The following is a 14,566-nucleotide window of genomic DNA, read 5'->3' as shown; positions in this document are numbered from 1 at the left end:
AGAGTAACCCGCTCCACTACAGGTGTAGAAAAGAGGGATGCCCATAGACCGACGTACCGTCCTCGCCGACGCGGCCATCGACGTGCTCGCCGAGACCGGAATCCGAGGGCTGACCCATCGCGCTGTGGACCGGGCGGCGAACCTGCCCCCCGGCACCACATCCGCCTACTACCGCACCCGCCAAGCGCTACTCACTGCACTGGTCCGGCGCCTGGTCGCCCTCGACCAGGCGGAACTCCAGGCGATCGGAGAGCAGACACCCGTGCCGCGGGATGCCGAGGAACTGGCAGCCGGGATCGCCGTCTTCATCGAGCACCGGCTCACGGGAGACGGCCGTCGGCGCTCCCTCGCGCGTTACGCGTGCGCCCTCGAGAGCGTGCACAAGCCCCAGCTGAGGGAGATCCTCGTGCCGCGCGAGAACGCGGGGCGCCAAGTCGTACACGACTTCCTGGCCGAACACGGCGTCACGGACGCCGAGGACCGTACTGTCACGCTGCTGACCTGCGTGGACGGGCTGGTCTTCGACCGCCTGGTCAACGGGGGAAGGGTGTCGTCCCGGGAGATCCGTGGGCTGGTGGCGGCGGCCCTGCGATAGCCCACACATTGCCGACACCGGGCGGGCCCGAACGGGCAGATGCTCGTTGGTCCCCCGGGTCGTCGCATGCACGATCTGCTGGTAGGCGGTGCCTTGGTCGTGAGGGCCGGACCGGGATCGGATATTCGGTTTTCTGCCCGCCCCGTGAGGACACAAGATGGCCCGCATGACGTTGGCCACCCCCATATTGGACACCGCTCGCCTGCGACTGCGCGCCTTCACCGACGCCGACGCGGACCCCCTCTTCGCGCTGCACAGCAGCACCTCCGTGATGCGCTACTGGGACTCCCCGCCGTGGAACGAACGGGCCCGCGCCGAGCGCTTCATCGCGATGTGCCGGAAGATGGCGGACGAAGGCACCGGGGCGAGGGTGGCCATCGACCGTGCTTCTGATGGGGCCTTCGTCGGCTGGTGCGGTCTGACCGGATGGAACCCGGACTACCGCAGCGCGTCGTTGGGCTATGTCCTCGACGAGGCGATGTGGGGCCACGGCTATGCGACGGAGGCCGCACACGCCTTGCTGCAGTGGGCATTCGACACACTGGACCTGAATCGAGTACAGGCCGAGACCGATACGCGCAACGTGGCATCTGCCCGGGTCCTGGAGAAAATCGGATTCATGCGTGAGGGGACGTTGCGGGAAGACTGCGTGGTGAACGGCGAGGTATCCGACTCGTGGGTGTTCGGGTTGCTCAGGCGGGAGTGGCGGCCGTCGGCTGTGCCGATTCCAGCCCGCGAAGTGTGACGTTAAGTCCTCGATCTGGCTGCGGAGTTCACCGGCACGGCCTGTTGTCGTTCTCGGTCCGTCCAGCGGATCGTTCTGGTTGGTCGCAGGTTGGTCGCAGCGGGCCGCTAGCCGATTATCGGTGTGACGCGCAACCTGAACTGTTTCAGGTACCCGTGGCACCTGTGTTCAGGCGACAGTCAGGTGTGTCTGACCGGGCATGTACCCACCAGGGCGAAACGGGGAGCTGATTCCTTGTGCGTGTACGAGTGAACTGCACGACGACCAAGCGCATGGCCGTCGTGGGGACGGCGGCCGCTGCCCTCGCCACCACCACGTTGGCCATGGCGCCCACCGCTTCGGCTGATTCCTACAGAGGGTGCGACTGGCCGCGCGTCTGCTTCTATCTGACCTCCAGCGACTGGGGCGACAAAGACCCCACGGCCGCGTACCAGGACGTCACCACCTCCTACCAGGATCTCGGCTCCCGGAGCCGAGGCGCCGACCACGTCACCAACACGCGCAACGACGACCGGGTCTACCTGCGCTACATCCGCAATAGCACCGGTGCGACGTCCTACAAGTGCCTGCCTCCGAACCACTTCCAGTACTTCAGTAGTGCCTTCACGGTGACCGGGATCCGCATCGACACCGCCTCCAGCTGCTGACGTAACTGACGAAGCCGCATCACGAGTTGCCGGCCCCGAGGGTCCGGCGACTCGGGCAGCGCCTTTCAAGGCGACATGCCCCCCTTTCGCACCCAGATCGACCACACCCTTTTCCAGGAGTCTTTTATGGCACTCACCGCAACTCGCAGGCGCACCGCGAGCGTGCTCGCCTCCCTCATCGTGCTGGGCGGTACGGCCACCGGCGGCGTCGCCGCCGCGGCCGAGACCGGCGCCACCGCTGCCGCGGCCTACCCGTGCGACGTGAACATGAGCTCCAGCGGCCGGCTCTCTGCCGGCTACTACAACGGCAACACTGTCGTCCCCTCCTCCTCGCAGGTGACCGCCGCCGGCAAGGAAGCCCAGTGCCTCCTCCAGTACCAGGGCTACGATCCGGGGACCATCGACGGCATCTTCGGCCGCAAGTCCCAGGCAGCGGCAAAGAAGATGCAGGGCGTCGTCAACCACGCCTGCGACACCAACCTGGCCGAGGACGGCAAGGTCGGCCAGCAGACCTGGCCCTACCTGCGCCGCCTCTACTGCTGACCCAACGGTGACATGGTGGTGCCCTCCTCCTCGCAGGTGACCGCCGCCGGCAAGGAAGCCCACGGCTCCCTTCATCTGGGTGGTGTACTCGGCCAGTGCCGCGCGGCTGCGCGGCACTGGCCGACGACCTGGAGGCCAGCGGCCAACTCACCGACCCCACATGGCGGAAGGTGTTCGAGACCGTTCCGCGCCACCCCTACGTGCCAGAGTTCTGGACCCTGACCGGCCAGGGGCAGCGGCGCGTGACGTCCGCCGACCCGGGCCGGCTTGACGTGGTGTACACGGATGACGCGCTGGCCACCCAGCTGACCGACGGCGTGTCGTTGTTCAGGTGCCATGGCCGCAGGGTCAGCACGAAGACGTCGGAACCGCTGTTGCGGACCTTGGCCGTCGTCGCCGGGGGTGGGCCGGGTGAAGCGGTAGCATTGGTCGACTGCTGCCCCCGAGCTCGAGACGACGGCGGAGACGGTCATCGTGTCCCCCTCACGCACCACGCTCTTGACGTCGAAGGAGCGCCGTCCGGTGGGGTCGAGAGCCTTCTGTACTCCGGCTCGCGTCAGGTCCTCGGCAGAGGTTGAGTTCGCTGACGCGGGCGGGGCTGTCAGTCATGGCGTACGCCAGCTCTGCTTCTCTCCATGTGCCGTACGCAGCCAGTCCAGGGACCCGGTCGCCAGCACTGCGTCGGCGAGTTCGTTGGCCGACTTCGTGGTGAGCCGGCTGCGGCTGTTGTCGGTCCACCGCTGCGCCTTCTCGTAGCCCTGGGCCTTGTACTCGACGCCCTGGATCATGCACTCCAGCTGGTCGGCGTCCCGCGCGCAGATCGCCTCGGCGGATTCCTTCGCCTCGTACTCGGCGACGAGGTCCCGCACGGCCGAGGCCAGGAGGCAATGCTCCGCTGGTCGGACGAACCGGGGACGGGGAGTGGGGCGATGACGGCCTGCGCCGCTAGAGCTGCCGCAGGTGGTCACGGAGCGTGCGGGCGATCTGTGCCATGAGAGCCTCGGCACCAGGCTGGGAACTGGCCGGAACGAGTGATTCCGTGAGGGCGGCGATGGCGAAGGCCTGACCGTCGGAGTGCTCGACGACACCGATCTCGTGGCGGAGGTTCAGGAGCGTGCCGGTCTTGGAGGACCAGGTGGTGGCGTCGGAGCTGAAGTCAGGGGCAAGCCGGTGCCGGAGCACGTTGTGGGCCATGAGGTCGCGTACGCGCTCGGCCACCTCGGGGTGGATCTTCGACGGTGTCCACAGGGCCTGGAGCAGTTCGGCCCAGGCGCGTGCGCTGCCGGTGTTGGCGCGGGTGGTGTCGAGCTGCGGCACCCGGTGTCCGCGACCGCTGGTGCCGGCGTCGATGGCGAGGGAGTGGGCGAGATGGACGTCAGCGGCGTCGAAGCGCTCGACGGGAGTGTCCATGAGCTCGTTCATGGTGTGCCGGACGGTGATGTCGCGCAGGCCGAGCTCGTGGAGGATGTCGGCGACCCGGGCGGGCGGGGTGAGGCCGAACAGCGCGTCGGCGGCGTGGCTGTCACTCAGGCAGGTGCTCAGGTAGAGGAGGTCGTCGACCGCGATCCGGGCGGGGTGGCGAAACCGGCTCAGCCCGATGGGGCCGGCTGTGGTGATCCGCCCGGGTGGCACGTCAAGGGGCGTCGCTCCGTCGAGCTCGCCCCGTCGGACGCGTTCGAGCGTGGCCAGCGCGAGCGGGACCTTGACCAGGGACGCGGACGGCAGTTGGGTGTCCGGCTCGATTCCCAGCTCCTCTCCCGTGTGCAGGTCCCGCACGAGCAGGCAGCCGTGCAGGCCGCCATCGCGCAGTTGTCCACGCAGGTCGTGCAGTAGTGCCTCGGTGCTCAAGTCCCTTCCCCTCCTGAGGTTCCCGCGCCCAGACAGCGGGCGACGGCGTCGCCCAGGCGCGCTTCGATGAGCTGTGGATTGCCGTCTCCGGCGGCGGCGAGGGCGAAGCCCCGGCTGATCGTGATCTCGCCGACGGGCCGCCAGGCCAGGTCGAGTTCCTCGGCCTGGGCGGGGGAGCACAGCAACAGGTCGCGTGAGCACAGGACTTCCGCCGCGGCGGTCGTCAGGTCGGGTGCGGCGACGAGTTGTGCGGGCCGCAGGCCGACCGCGTCGCGCAGGCGAGTCAGCGGGTCGCGGATGTGCGGCACGTCATCCTCCGGCTGGATCCAGACGCGGCGGGCAGGGCCGGAGGATGCTCTTCCGACCCGCAGTGTTTCGAGATAGACGCGCTTCACGCCCGGATTCCGGGCACCGCCGAGTCCGAGCGGCACGGACCACCTCGCGTCGTCCGGCGGCACCGCGAGCAGCGCGGCCCGCACTTGCTGTGCGTGGAGGAGCTCCGTGCGCTGCGTCGGTCCCGTGACGCGCAGATCGAGGGTGACGCCGTGCCCGCGTGCCTCGGCGACGAGGCGGGCGAGACCGGCCGTGGAGCAGATGCCGGGCACCGCGAGCCGCCACGGCTTGCGCTTGGCGGCCTCCGCCTCGTGCAGCAACACGTCGGCCGCCTGTACGAGTTGCCTGGCCGTCGGCAGCATGTCCCGGCCGAAAGGGGTGAGAACGGCCCGTCGTGACGTGCGCTCGAACAACGGCTCACCGAAGCGTTCCTCCAGGGCGGCGACGCGACGGCTGGCCACCGACTGGGACATCTGGGCGGCGGCCGCCCCGACGGTGAAACTGCCGTGCTCGCTCACGCTGACAAACGCACGACACGCTCCCACCAGTTCCACAGCCGGAACCTTATGCCAGATCCATGGCCCGCTCTCATGCCGAATCAGCATGGAACGGCGCGTTCGCGTATTGGACCGCATGGCCGCCCGCCGGTGAGGGTGATCTCCGAACTCATGACCACCCAGGAGGTTGGACCATGCAGACCCCGCAATACACCCATGCCCGCACCGCCCTTCGCGGTGCGCTCGCCGCGCTCGCCCTCGTCGTCCCGCTCGTCGCCTGCGGCCAGGATGGTTCCTCGGCCTCGTCGCCCTCGTCGGCGGCGCGGTCCGCCGTGACGACGACTCCGATCGCGGAGACGACCTCGTTCACCGGCGAGTTAAAGGAACTGGAGAGCAAGTTCGACGCCCGGCTCGGTGTCTACGCCATCGACACCGGCACCGGGCGCGAGGTGGCCTACCGGGACGGCGAGCGATTCGGCTACCACTCCACGTTCAAGGCACTCGAAGCCGGCGCCGTGCTGCGGAAGTACTCCCTGAACGGCATGAACAAGGTGATCAAGTACTCCAGTGACGACCTGGTCGCCAACTCGCCCATCACCGAGAAGCACGTCGAGAGCGGGATGACCCTGCGCGAGCTGTGTGACGCCGCCGTCCGCTACAGCGACAACACCGCGGCCAATCTGCTGTTCGACGCACTCGGCGGCCCCAAGGGTCTCGAGGCGGACCTCAGGAAGCTGGGCGACAAGGTCACCCTGATGGAGCGCATCGAGCCCCATCTAAGCGACTGGGTGCCGGGCGAGACCCGGGACACGACCACCCCCCGGGCGCTTGCCAAGGACCTGCGCGCGTACGTGCTCGGAGACGTCCTCCGCAAGCGCGAGCGCGCCCAGCTCGCGACGTGGCTGAAGACCAACACCACCGGGAACGAGGTCATCCGGGCAGGGGTACCCAAGGGCTGGGTGGTCGGCGACAAGACCGGCAGCGGCAGCGGCTACGGCGCCCGCAATGACATCGCCGTCGTGTGGCCCCCCGACTCCGCCCCCATCGTCATGGCGATCCTGACGAACCGTGGGAAGGCGGAGGACGTCCACGACAACAAACTGATCGCGGAAGCGGCGTCCGTGGTCGCCGAAACGCTGTCCTAGCGGGAGACGGGGCCGCGGCCGAGCACCCCCAGGGCGCCGAACCGCCCGGCCGTGGCGGTCACAGCGCGTCCCGGTCGCATCGGCCGGGTCGGTGGCCTGGGTGCAGTACGCGGATCATGCAGTCGTACAGCGGCGCCTCAGCCCATGGATGGGACACGCCGACCTTCCGGTACCCCCATGCCGCGTAGGCGGACTGGGCCGGCGCGGCCTCCGGCTCGGGCCGCATCGTCAGAGTGACCCGCTCTACGTCCAGGCCCTCGAGGAGTTGCGCGTGCAGCGCGGCTGCGATACCGCGTCGTCGCCACGCCTTCCGCACAGCCAGCTCGATGATGACGAACGTGCGCCGGCCGTCCTCGCGCGTGAAGTCCTCCGGCAGCTGCACGTCCTGGAGGTTCTTCCACCAGCGGGTGTCAGGGGCGAGGCGGTAGCCGTAGGTGAAGCCAACGGTCTCGTCCCCGTCGCGGGCCAGGACGAGATGGAAGCCGGGTCGCTGGGCGTGGACCTGGTAGTGGTCGATGAACTCGGCGACGTCGCGCGGTCCCTCGCGGTACGGCGGCTCGGCGTACACCTCCTCGTAAGAGGGGAGGAAGGCGTCGAGCATGCGGACGCCATCCGGGCCTTCGTACCGTTCGTACGTCACCTCGGCCATCACACCGCTCCCTTCAGCCCGGTGTACTCGGTCAGCTCCTCGACGGCGTCGCGGACGCACACAGAGTCCACGCTGCGCAGCAGGTCGCGGACCTCGGTCACCCGTCGGTTCACGCGGCCGGACTCCACCTCTTCGAGATGGGTGAGACTGGCGACCGCCTCGGCCGCTCCCTCGTCGACCTCGCCGGCCTGGATGAGGCTGCGTGCGAGGGTCATCCGGTACAGGGCCCGGTTACGGCCGTACGACCGGTCTTGGTGGGCGAGCGCTGCGCGCAGGAACGGCACCGCGGCCTTGTGGTGGCCGGTGTCGGAGTACAGCAGGCCCTGGGCGTAGTCGAGTTCGGCGTGCCCGTGGAAGGCGGCCCAGTCCGGGGCGGGGCGCCCGCTGTCGGAGCGGTCCACCATGCGCATGGAGTCGGCGAGCCTCCTGCGAGCGGTGCTCTGATCCTTCATGAGGGCCAGGGCGCGGGCCTCGCGAGCGGCGATCAGGGAGAGCAGCACGGAAGAGCCGAACGGAACTGCGAGCGAATGGGCTGCGCGCGCGAGGTCGTAGCCGTCGCGCGGCCGATCCTCGCAGCTGGCCTGCATGCTCAGCGAGATGAGTACCAGGACCTGAAGGCCGGCGTCGTGCAGCATGGTCGCGGTGGTGAGGGCCTCGCCCCAGTAGCGGCGGGCGGTGTCCTGCTGGTCGGCGTCGTAGTAGAGCCACGCGCAGTGCTCGGCGGTCTCGCCGACGAGGAGCTGGAGTTGGCGACCGATGGTGTCCGGGTAGCTGCTGGTGTTGATGATCCGGCGCACACGCCGGAGGTGGCGGACGGCGAGGGATCGGACGTCGCCGCCTCCGTAGGCGTCATCGAGCGTGTACAACGACCGCAGACCTTCGCGGAGTTCGAGGAGGTGAGCGACGCCGACGGCCTCCGGGAGCCCGTTGCTCTCCCGAGGCCCCACCGCCAGGCCGGCGGCGACGCCGATCGAGTCGGCGACGAACGTCCTGCGATCCACGTTCACCTCATTCGGCGGCACTTGCGGGGCGTACGCCGTCGAGCTTGGCCCTGGCCCCGGGAAGCCGAGGTCGGCGGGGCTCATGCCGAACATCGCGTGCAGCACCCGCCAAGCCGGAGGGTGCGGCCTCGGTGGACTCGGCTGTCGCCACCTCCGGAACTGACGGTCGGTGACGGTCACCTCTTCCCCGCCTAATTCGGCGGTCGCCTCGAAGGCCGGGATGAACGATGACGGCTTGGCCCATCCGCGTTCGATGCAGGCGTGTGCGAACGGCGTCAGCGCTACATCCACTCTGACCTCCCCGAAGGTCTTCTGCTCTCGTCGACCGTAGCCGCTGTGCCGGACCCGAAAAGTCCGGTGACTGAGAAAAAGTCCGACGAAGGTCCGCGTAGAGGTCCGATGGCGCTCCGTGAATAGCGGTTATCTCTACGTGACAGCGGATGCGCTGTTGACGTCGAACACGGGCACCACCGAGGGACGCGACGATGACCATGACGGCTGCATCGGTAGGACCACCGCGCTATCAGGAGCGCTATGCGGCGAAGTTGGAAGCCGCTCAGCATGCGCGTCGGGACATAGCGCTGGCCCTGGAGAGCTGGGGCCTTCCCCACCTGGTCGAGGTGGCCGAGCAGATCGTCACGGAACTCGTTGCCAACGCCGTGGAGCACACCGACGCTGCCACGGTCGGCATCTCCATCACCCGGAGCGGCGAGGAGGCCGTGCGGATCGTCGTCACGGACACCTCCCGCACCAGACCCACCCTTGGCGAGCCGTCCAGCGACGACGAGAACGGGCGTGGCCTCCTCCTCGTCGACGCGCTCGCCCACGACTGGGGGAGCGAGCTGGTCCACGGTGGAAAGCGGGTGTGGGTCGAACTGCGTGGGGACGGCGAGAAGTGAGCGGGCAGCCCGTGGCCGGCCCGTCGGACGTCGGCCTGCCCAGCCCCGACAGCGGGCGCAGCCCGGACCCAAGCATTTCCGCCGCACGAAACATTTCCACGGTCGGCGGCAGCAGTCTCCGAAACCGACTCAGGAAGATCGAAAACGATGCAGGCTTCCAGATCATCGACCGCACCACCGAGCCCCTCACACCCACACCATGCGGACGCGAGTTCCTCGCGGAGGCACACGAGACCCTGCGTGTCGCAGCCGGTACACCCGAAGCTCCAGGTATCGCGCTCTCAGCTCAGACCGCTGTGGCAGTCAGCGAGCCGTGCACTGTTGACAACAGTGTGATTGTTCAATGGCTGCTGCAAGGTGAACTGGTAACAGCCCCTCGCTGATCCGTCGTCGGCCGGGTAGGTGACCATGATCCGGACGGCCTTCTCGTCGGGTGCCCTGCTCCAGCGGGCGTCGCCGACCGCGTAGGTGATCTCCTTCGCAGTGAGCGACCCGTCCCCCGCTGCGTCGCGGAGTCTGTATTCGGTGAGTCCGGCCTTCTTGGCGAGGACTTCATCGGAGGGCGGCTCGTGGCGATCGAAGAATCCCTGCACGGCGAGGGACACCAGGATCCCGGCCGTGGCGAGCGCCAGGAAGGCGACGATGATCAGGGCCACGCACCCGGCCGCGAACGGCCGGGTGCGGTTGCTGGTTTCCAGCGTCACGTCATGATCCCTTGTAGCCGATCTCGCCCAGCCGCTTGCTCATCACCCCGGCGTACCCGGTGGTGCCGGCGTCCTTGGGATGGAAGGATTCACGGCTGATGCAGGTGTCGCCCGCCACTCCCCACAGGCAGGACGCCGGGACGGCGGCCGGGTCGCCCTTGTGGAAATCGCCGTCGCCGTTGGGGCCGATGACAATCTTGTTGATCCACTCAGGGTCGTCACAACCTCCGTGCCCAACGAACGCACTGACCGGGTTAGCGTACTCGGCCTTGACCTTCAAGGCGCCGGTGCGCAAGGCGTCAACCATGTTTTTCTGCTGGCCGTCGGCGTAGTTGACCAGTTCAGCCAGGACCTTGACCTCGGTCATGTCGTAGTACCACGAGCCCGTGCACTTGACGCTGCGACTGAGCAGCTCCGGATAGCCCATCAGGACAATCTGTGCATTCGGCGCCTTAAAGGCGATGTCCTCCAAGACGGCTCGCAAGTCAGGGATCATCCGGTCAACGATCGTCTTGTACTTGGGCAGGAACCCGGAGTCGTTCGAGCAGTCTCCGAGCCCTCCGCACTCCTGCATCGCGCGGGCGAAGCCACCCTCGTCGTTGCCGCCGAGACTCAGCATGACCAGGGTCGTATCGCTGCTGAGGACACCGGAGTCCGTTTGCAGGATCTCGTGGAACTGGCCCTCGAGGTGGGATTGGGGGTTGTTGTCCGACGGGACGAGGGCGACGTTCTTCGTCATTGCGCCGGAGCAACTGACATCCAGGAAGTCGACGGTGGCGCTCCTGCTGTTCGACAGCTCGCCGATGCTGGTGCTCTGACCGGGCAACAGGACCTTGCGCGGCCACGAGTTGTCGCTGCGCCGGCAGGCGTTCCAGCTGCTCTTCCCGTGGCCCCTGTCCGACTCGGGCGAATAGGCCCCGGCACCCTCACCGGATGTGTAGGAGTCACCCATGGCGACGACCATGTGCTTCGGCTTGCCCGCCAGTGGCTGGAAGGCGACGGCGTCCCAGGCGACGTCCTCGTCTGCGGTGCCGTCGTCGGTGGTGTTCGTCAGCTCCACCCGTGGGGTGCCGGTGAAGCGGTAGACGCCGAGTTCGACCCAGGTGTTCTTGCTGAAGTGGGTGTTGACGTAGCGGTGGCGGTCACCGCCCGCGACTCCCTTGATCATGTAGTGGGCCTGCTGGGTGTGCGCCCCGGTGTCCGGCATGTGCGCGTAGACGCGGGCCCACTCGACGTTGCGGTCCAGGGTCCAGGTGCCGTCGATGGTCATCCGGCCGCCGAGGCCGCCGAGATGAGCGGTGTCACGGGTGTGCGTGTACCAGAAGTGGCCACCGTGCCCACCGCCAATCTGGTGCAGGTCACCTTTTGCCTCGAACGGGCCCAGACCCGGTCCGGTCGCCGCCGGGTTGGGGTGGAACGTGAACTGGAAGTTCCCGGCGTCGGTGCCGGACGATCCGCAGGAACTGTAGGTGTCGAGGTTGTCGGGGACGGACTCCACGATCATCGCCCCTGCGGGGGCGGCGCCGCACTCCGGGGTGCCGTACTTCAGCCGGTGGCCGCGGCCCGGTTCCTCGCGCAGTGTGACGTACTTGATGCTCTCGTTGCCGCAGTCGGTGTCACAGTTCGGCTTCCACGTCACGTTCGAGCCGCGCCACCAGTACTTCTCGTAGCACTTGGCGTCGGGACAGTCAGGCGGGTTGGCCGCGTCGCAGTTGTTGGTGGCGTTGCAGAACGCGTCCAGTGGCGGCTTGACCCGGTCGCGCTGCCCCGGGTTGATCCACCAGGCGGGCCGGAAACCGGCGCTGGAGAACCCGGACTCGCCGGGCCAGTCCTGCCGCCCGTCGCTGGAGTAGGAGTAGCCGGTGTCCATGGACCAGGCGGACCAGCCCATCACCTTTTCCTGGTACGGCCAGTTCTGAGGCTTCGCGGCGTCACGCGGGTTGGACATGAACGGGTGCCGCGAGGCCGGGTAGGACGGGTTCGCGGGGTTGTTGTACCAACCCAGGCCCCACGGCTTGCCGTCGCCCTTGTTCTCGTTGAAGCCGAGGTTGTAGTTCCACAGCGCGGCGAACCAGTTCTCCGGCTTCGAGGGGTCGTCGTTGTTGACGGTGATGGTCTGCCCCGCGGTGTGCACCTGGTTCCACTTGTCCGCGAGGATGTACATCGACGCGGCGATGTTGACCGCGTAGTCCAGAGCGACGGCCTTCTGCTTCGCCGGAGACAGAGAGGTCTCGCCGGGCTTTTCGAGGCCGGCGAGGCGCATGCCGTCGGTGACCTGGCCGACGCCGTAGCCGCAGTCCGACTGGTGCCAGTTGATCCTCCAGTACGCCTCGGACGTCTCCCCCTTGTGCCCGTAGAAGCCCGCGATCGCCGCCTGCGTGTTGCCCATCTGGCCGGGGATGGCGCCGCCTTCGGCCTGCCACAGGTTCGACTCCTGCGCGAGTACACCCAGCAGCACCTGGGCGGGGATGCGCCCGCCGCCCTTCAGAGCGGGGGCCGGGAACAGCCCTTGCGGGTCGACGGTGCCCAGGCCTGAGCGCCAGCCGCCCTGCTTGATCCACTTGGAGCGAAGTTCGCCGCGGATCGCCATGTTGACGGCCCACTCGACCTGGTTGGGCGTCGGCTGCAGCGCGAGCGCCTTGACGTCGTTACGGGGGATGGAGCACCAGCGGTCCGTGTCGACCGGATTGTGCGCGTCGGCCGCCTGTGCGGCCCGCCCGCTCTTCTCGGATGCCCGCCCGCTCTTGCCAGCCGCGCCCAGGGCGGGCGAGAAGGACTCCTTGCCAATGCCGCTGGTCGTGTCGGCGACCGTCTGGGTGATCTTCTTGCCGGTAGCGGTCGCGACACTGGTCACGGTCGGCGGCACCGGATCCCCGTCCGTGGGGTCCTGGGACGTGCGCGCCCGCGACGAGGGTTCGGCCTTGGCGAAACCCTTACCCGCGTTCCCGATCCGCTCCAGGCCCGCACGTACGCCGGACATGAGCACGGGGTCGACGGCCAGTCGGCCGTGGCTGGACACATCCGTGTCCGCCGGAACGTCCAGGCGGGCCACCGCCGTACCCGTGAGCTTCGCGTCCGTGGTGTCGCCGGTGAGGAAGGCCCGGCCCCCGGTGCCCTGTTCGAGAGCCAGGTCTCCGAGCTTCCCCGAGGCGAGCGTTGACGGCGTGCCCCCGCCCTTCCACAGCTTGGCGCGAGCCGAGCCGCCACTGCGGTCGAGGAACGCGATCCCCTTGCTGGTGGGGCGGATGTCGAACGGCACACTGTCCGCGGCAGCCAGCTTCCGGAGGTTCCTGTCCGCGGGGTCGACGTGGACCAGGTGGCGGCCGTGGGCGGCGACGAGGCCGTCCTTCACGGGGACGGCCGAGGTCACTTGGCCAGTGACAGTCGTGTCGGTGGTCGTCCTGCCGCTGGTGTCGACCGTGAGGAGCCGGGTCTTGCTGTCGCGGGACGCGGTGAACGCCGCCGTGCGCGTCTCGGGGTTGCACGACGGGTCGAAGTAGGCCAGCGAGCCGGTGAACGGCAGCTTCGTGACCCGGCCGGACTTCAGGTCGACGACCGCGGTGAATGCCCCGCCCTGCATCAGGTCCGGCTTGTTCGTGAACGTACGCGGCGCGTACACGACCGCGGCGTGATCACGGTCCATGACGCAGGAGTTGCCGATCCACGAATCCGCCGGCATGCCGGGCTCCGCCAGCGAGGCGACGATCCGCCACCGGTAGGCGTCCTCGCTGTCTGCCACAAGGACCTTGAAGCCGCCGCTGTCCGCCGCGGTGGTCACAGCCCGGTCCACCGAGGTCTTCCAGCCCTTCCCGAGCCTCTTATCGGGATCCGGCACACGCGTCGGCGGTTCAGTCGAAGGACTGCCGGACGGCTGCGGATCGGGAGGGCTGGTGTCGGCGAACGCCGGCGCGGCTTGTATGAGCCCGCTCAGGACCGCGCTGGCCGCAAGGGCCACGATCCCGGCACGGGCCGGTCTGCGAACTCTCAACTGCTCTCCTCCAATGGGAGTTTTCGGGCATGGGCGAGAAACCGACGCAGCCTTGAGTGAGACAGGGAACTGCGACAGTCGACTGTGGTTACGTCCTCCCGGCTCTCAAGACCGGGACTTCATGGCTGGAAACCGGGTGAGAGATTGGTTATTGGTATTGGCGTCGGCGAGGACCGCCCGCGCCTTCTCCACCGTGAAGATCGACCCCGGCGGTGGCGCAGCTCGGCCTCTGAGACCGAGCCGGAGAGGAGCCTCCGTACGAGGGTGGATGCGTTCGACGGGACGCATGGGACCGCTCCCGAAGAGAAGGCCGACCGGTCACTCGCACCCGTCGATGCCAGTGCGGTCCCTGACGCAGAGTGCGGTCTCTGCGTCAGGGACCGAGTCGGCGACGGTTGTTCTGCTCTGTCGGAAGATCAGCCAGGCTGTCTTCGGGCTGCTTCCGAGCAGCAACGCGTTCAACTCCCACGCTGTCGCGGCGATCGGCCGACGATGCTCCTCAGGCTCCGCTACGCGGAACAGAATCGGCTCGGTGCGATGCGCGGCGGGCTTGATGGCCCAAATGGCTCAGGCCGCAGCGCCGATACGCTTCAACCTCGGGTCTGCTCGAAGCTCACCAGCGTGGCCGCAGGATCATCCGGAACAGGCCTCTCGTCCTGGTCGATGAGCAGCCCGGCCTCGCGGCCCGCATCTCCTGGCAGAACGTGCGGGAAGTCCCGCTTCATCTGCACCTCGTAGCCGGACGGGCCCGTCACCCGCACGGTGATGGAGAACGACGCAGGCTCTCTCGACGTGTTGGCCGCATGGATCGCGGTGTAGACGCCCAACTCGTTCGATGTCAGCCGGACCTCGATATCGCCGAATGCGTACACCTTGGTGTCCCCGTCCATGGACGGCTCCACGGCCGGAGCGGTCGCCACAGGGGGAGACGGCATAGGGATCGTCGCAGATGGCTCCAGGGAGCGGGACGGC

At 68.2% G+C, this 14,566-nt stretch carries 14 protein-coding genes and 1 pseudogene; 7 read left to right on the top strand and 8 right to left on the bottom strand.

Annotated elements, in window-relative coordinates; genetic code table 11:
• Positions 1 to 37 precede the first annotated feature (37 nt).
• From G6048_RS00935 to G6048_RS49115, 5 genes are all read left to right on the top strand, one after another.
• On the top strand, positions 38 to 595 hold the full coding sequence (locus tag G6048_RS00935; RefSeq protein WP_165337459.1) for a TetR/AcrR family transcriptional regulator: 558 nt from the start codon (positions 38 to 40) through the stop codon (positions 593 to 595).
• A gap of 166 nt (positions 596 to 761) precedes the next feature.
• A complete protein-coding gene (locus G6048_RS00930; protein WP_165337458.1) occupies positions 762 to 1,340 on the top strand; it encodes a GNAT family N-acetyltransferase in 579 nt (192 codons plus the stop codon).
• A gap of 236 nt (positions 1,341 to 1,576) precedes the next feature.
• Positions 1,577 to 1,987: a hypothetical protein gene (locus tag G6048_RS00925; RefSeq protein WP_165337457.1), complete on the top strand. Its 411-nt coding sequence runs from the start codon at positions 1,577 to 1,579 to the stop codon at positions 1,985 to 1,987.
• A gap of 126 nt (positions 1,988 to 2,113) precedes the next feature.
• Entirely contained in the window at positions 2,114 to 2,530 is a 417-nt protein-coding gene (locus G6048_RS00920) for a peptidoglycan-binding domain-containing protein (protein ID WP_165337456.1), read from the top strand.
• Positions 2,531 to 2,625: 95 nt separating this feature from the next.
• The gene (locus G6048_RS49115; RefSeq protein ID WP_235989397.1) at positions 2,626 to 3,108 is read left to right on the top strand and encodes a hypothetical protein; all 483 of its coding nucleotides are present in this window, start codon (positions 2,626 to 2,628) and stop codon (positions 3,106 to 3,108) included.
• Between the two features lie 27 nt (positions 3,109 to 3,135).
• Here G6048_RS49115 and G6048_RS00910 read toward each other — a convergent pair.
• The 3 genes and pseudogenes from G6048_RS00910 to G6048_RS00900 all read right to left on the bottom strand — a co-directional run.
• Positions 3,136 to 3,414, bottom strand: a pseudogene (locus tag G6048_RS00910) (HD domain-containing protein); the annotation flags it as partial.
• Between the two features lie 61 nt (positions 3,415 to 3,475).
• Entirely contained in the window at positions 3,476 to 4,378 is a 903-nt protein-coding gene (locus G6048_RS00905; protein WP_165337455.1) for a serine hydrolase, read from the bottom strand.
• Positions 4,375 to 5,265, bottom strand: a complete 891-nt coding sequence (locus tag G6048_RS00900) for a LysR family transcriptional regulator (RefSeq protein ID WP_328825643.1) — start codon at positions 5,263 to 5,265, stop codon at positions 4,375 to 4,377. Before G6048_RS00900 ends, G6048_RS00905 begins: the two co-directional genes overlap by 4 nt.
• Before the next feature lie 137 nt (positions 5,266 to 5,402).
• Between G6048_RS00900 and bla the strand changes: the two genes are divergently transcribed.
• Positions 5,403 to 6,353 (top strand): class A beta-lactamase, encoded by a 951-nt coding sequence (bla, locus tag G6048_RS00895; protein WP_165337453.1) that lies wholly within the window; start codon positions 5,403 to 5,405, stop codon positions 6,351 to 6,353.
• A gap of 58 nt (positions 6,354 to 6,411) precedes the next feature.
• On the opposite strand, the gene G6048_RS00890 is transcribed toward bla, so the two are convergent.
• Both G6048_RS00890 and G6048_RS00885 read right to left on the bottom strand, forming a co-directional pair.
• On the bottom strand, positions 6,412 to 7,002 hold the full coding sequence (locus G6048_RS00890; RefSeq protein WP_165337452.1) for a GNAT family N-acetyltransferase: 591 nt from the start codon (positions 7,000 to 7,002) through the stop codon (positions 6,412 to 6,414).
• On the bottom strand, positions 7,002 to 8,003 hold the full coding sequence (locus G6048_RS00885) for a hypothetical protein (protein WP_328825642.1): 1,002 nt from the start codon (positions 8,001 to 8,003) through the stop codon (positions 7,002 to 7,004). The genes G6048_RS00890 and G6048_RS00885 overlap by 1 nt, the downstream gene beginning before the upstream one ends.
• Positions 8,004 to 8,494: 491 nt before the next feature.
• Here G6048_RS00885 and G6048_RS00880 point away from each other — a divergent pair, with 491 nt between their 5' ends.
• On the top strand, positions 8,495 to 8,902 hold the full coding sequence (locus G6048_RS00880; protein WP_165337450.1) for an ATP-binding protein: 408 nt from the start codon (positions 8,495 to 8,497) through the stop codon (positions 8,900 to 8,902).
• A 281-nt stretch (positions 8,903 to 9,183) separates the two neighbouring features.
• Here G6048_RS00880 and G6048_RS00875 read toward each other — a convergent pair whose 3' ends face one another.
• The 3 genes from G6048_RS00875 to G6048_RS00865 all read right to left on the bottom strand — a co-directional run bounded on the left by G6048_RS00875 (position 9,184) and on the right by G6048_RS00865 (position 14,484).
• Positions 9,184 to 9,606 carry a hypothetical protein gene (locus G6048_RS00875; protein ID WP_165337449.1) on the bottom strand — a complete coding sequence of 141 codons (423 nt, stop codon included), beginning with the start codon at positions 9,604 to 9,606 and terminating at the stop codon, positions 9,184 to 9,186.
• A gap of 1 nt (position 9,607) precedes the next feature.
• Positions 9,608 to 13,441 (bottom strand): hypothetical protein, encoded by a 3,834-nt coding sequence (locus G6048_RS00870; RefSeq protein WP_328825641.1) that lies wholly within the window; start codon positions 13,439 to 13,441, stop codon positions 9,608 to 9,610.
• A gap of 743 nt (positions 13,442 to 14,184) precedes the next feature.
• Positions 14,185 to 14,484 carry a hypothetical protein gene (locus tag G6048_RS00865; RefSeq protein ID WP_165337448.1) on the bottom strand — a complete coding sequence of 100 codons (300 nt, stop codon included), beginning with the start codon at positions 14,482 to 14,484 and terminating at the stop codon, positions 14,185 to 14,187.
• Between the last annotated feature and the right edge of the window lie 82 nt (positions 14,485 to 14,566).

It is taken from the genome of Streptomyces ureilyticus (genome assembly GCF_011045025.1).
Taxonomy (GTDB): Bacteria; Actinomycetota; Actinomycetes; order Streptomycetales; family Streptomycetaceae; genus Streptomyces; species Streptomyces ureilyticus.
This window is presented reverse-complemented; position numbering and strand designations above follow the sequence as displayed.

Coding starts and splice junctions, on each gene's coding strand:
- bla (WP_165337453.1), top strand. CDS start 5,403: ATGCAGACCCCGCAATACACCCATGCCCGCACCGCCCTTCGCGGTGCG.
- G6048_RS00935 (WP_165337459.1), top strand. CDS start 38: ATGCCCATAGACCGACGTACCGTCCTCGCCGACGCGGCCATCGACGTG.
- G6048_RS00890 (WP_165337452.1), bottom strand. CDS start 7,002: ATGGCCGAGGTGACGTACGAACGGTACGAAGGCCCGGATGGCGTCCGC.
- G6048_RS00930 (WP_165337458.1), top strand. CDS start 762: ATGACGTTGGCCACCCCCATATTGGACACCGCTCGCCTGCGACTGCGC.
- G6048_RS00920 (WP_165337456.1), top strand. CDS start 2,114: ATGGCACTCACCGCAACTCGCAGGCGCACCGCGAGCGTGCTCGCCTCC.
- G6048_RS00880 (WP_165337450.1), top strand. CDS start 8,495: ATGACGGCTGCATCGGTAGGACCACCGCGCTATCAGGAGCGCTATGCG.
- G6048_RS00865 (WP_165337448.1), bottom strand. CDS start 14,484: ATGGACGGGGACACCAAGGTGTACGCATTCGGCGATATCGAGGTCCGG.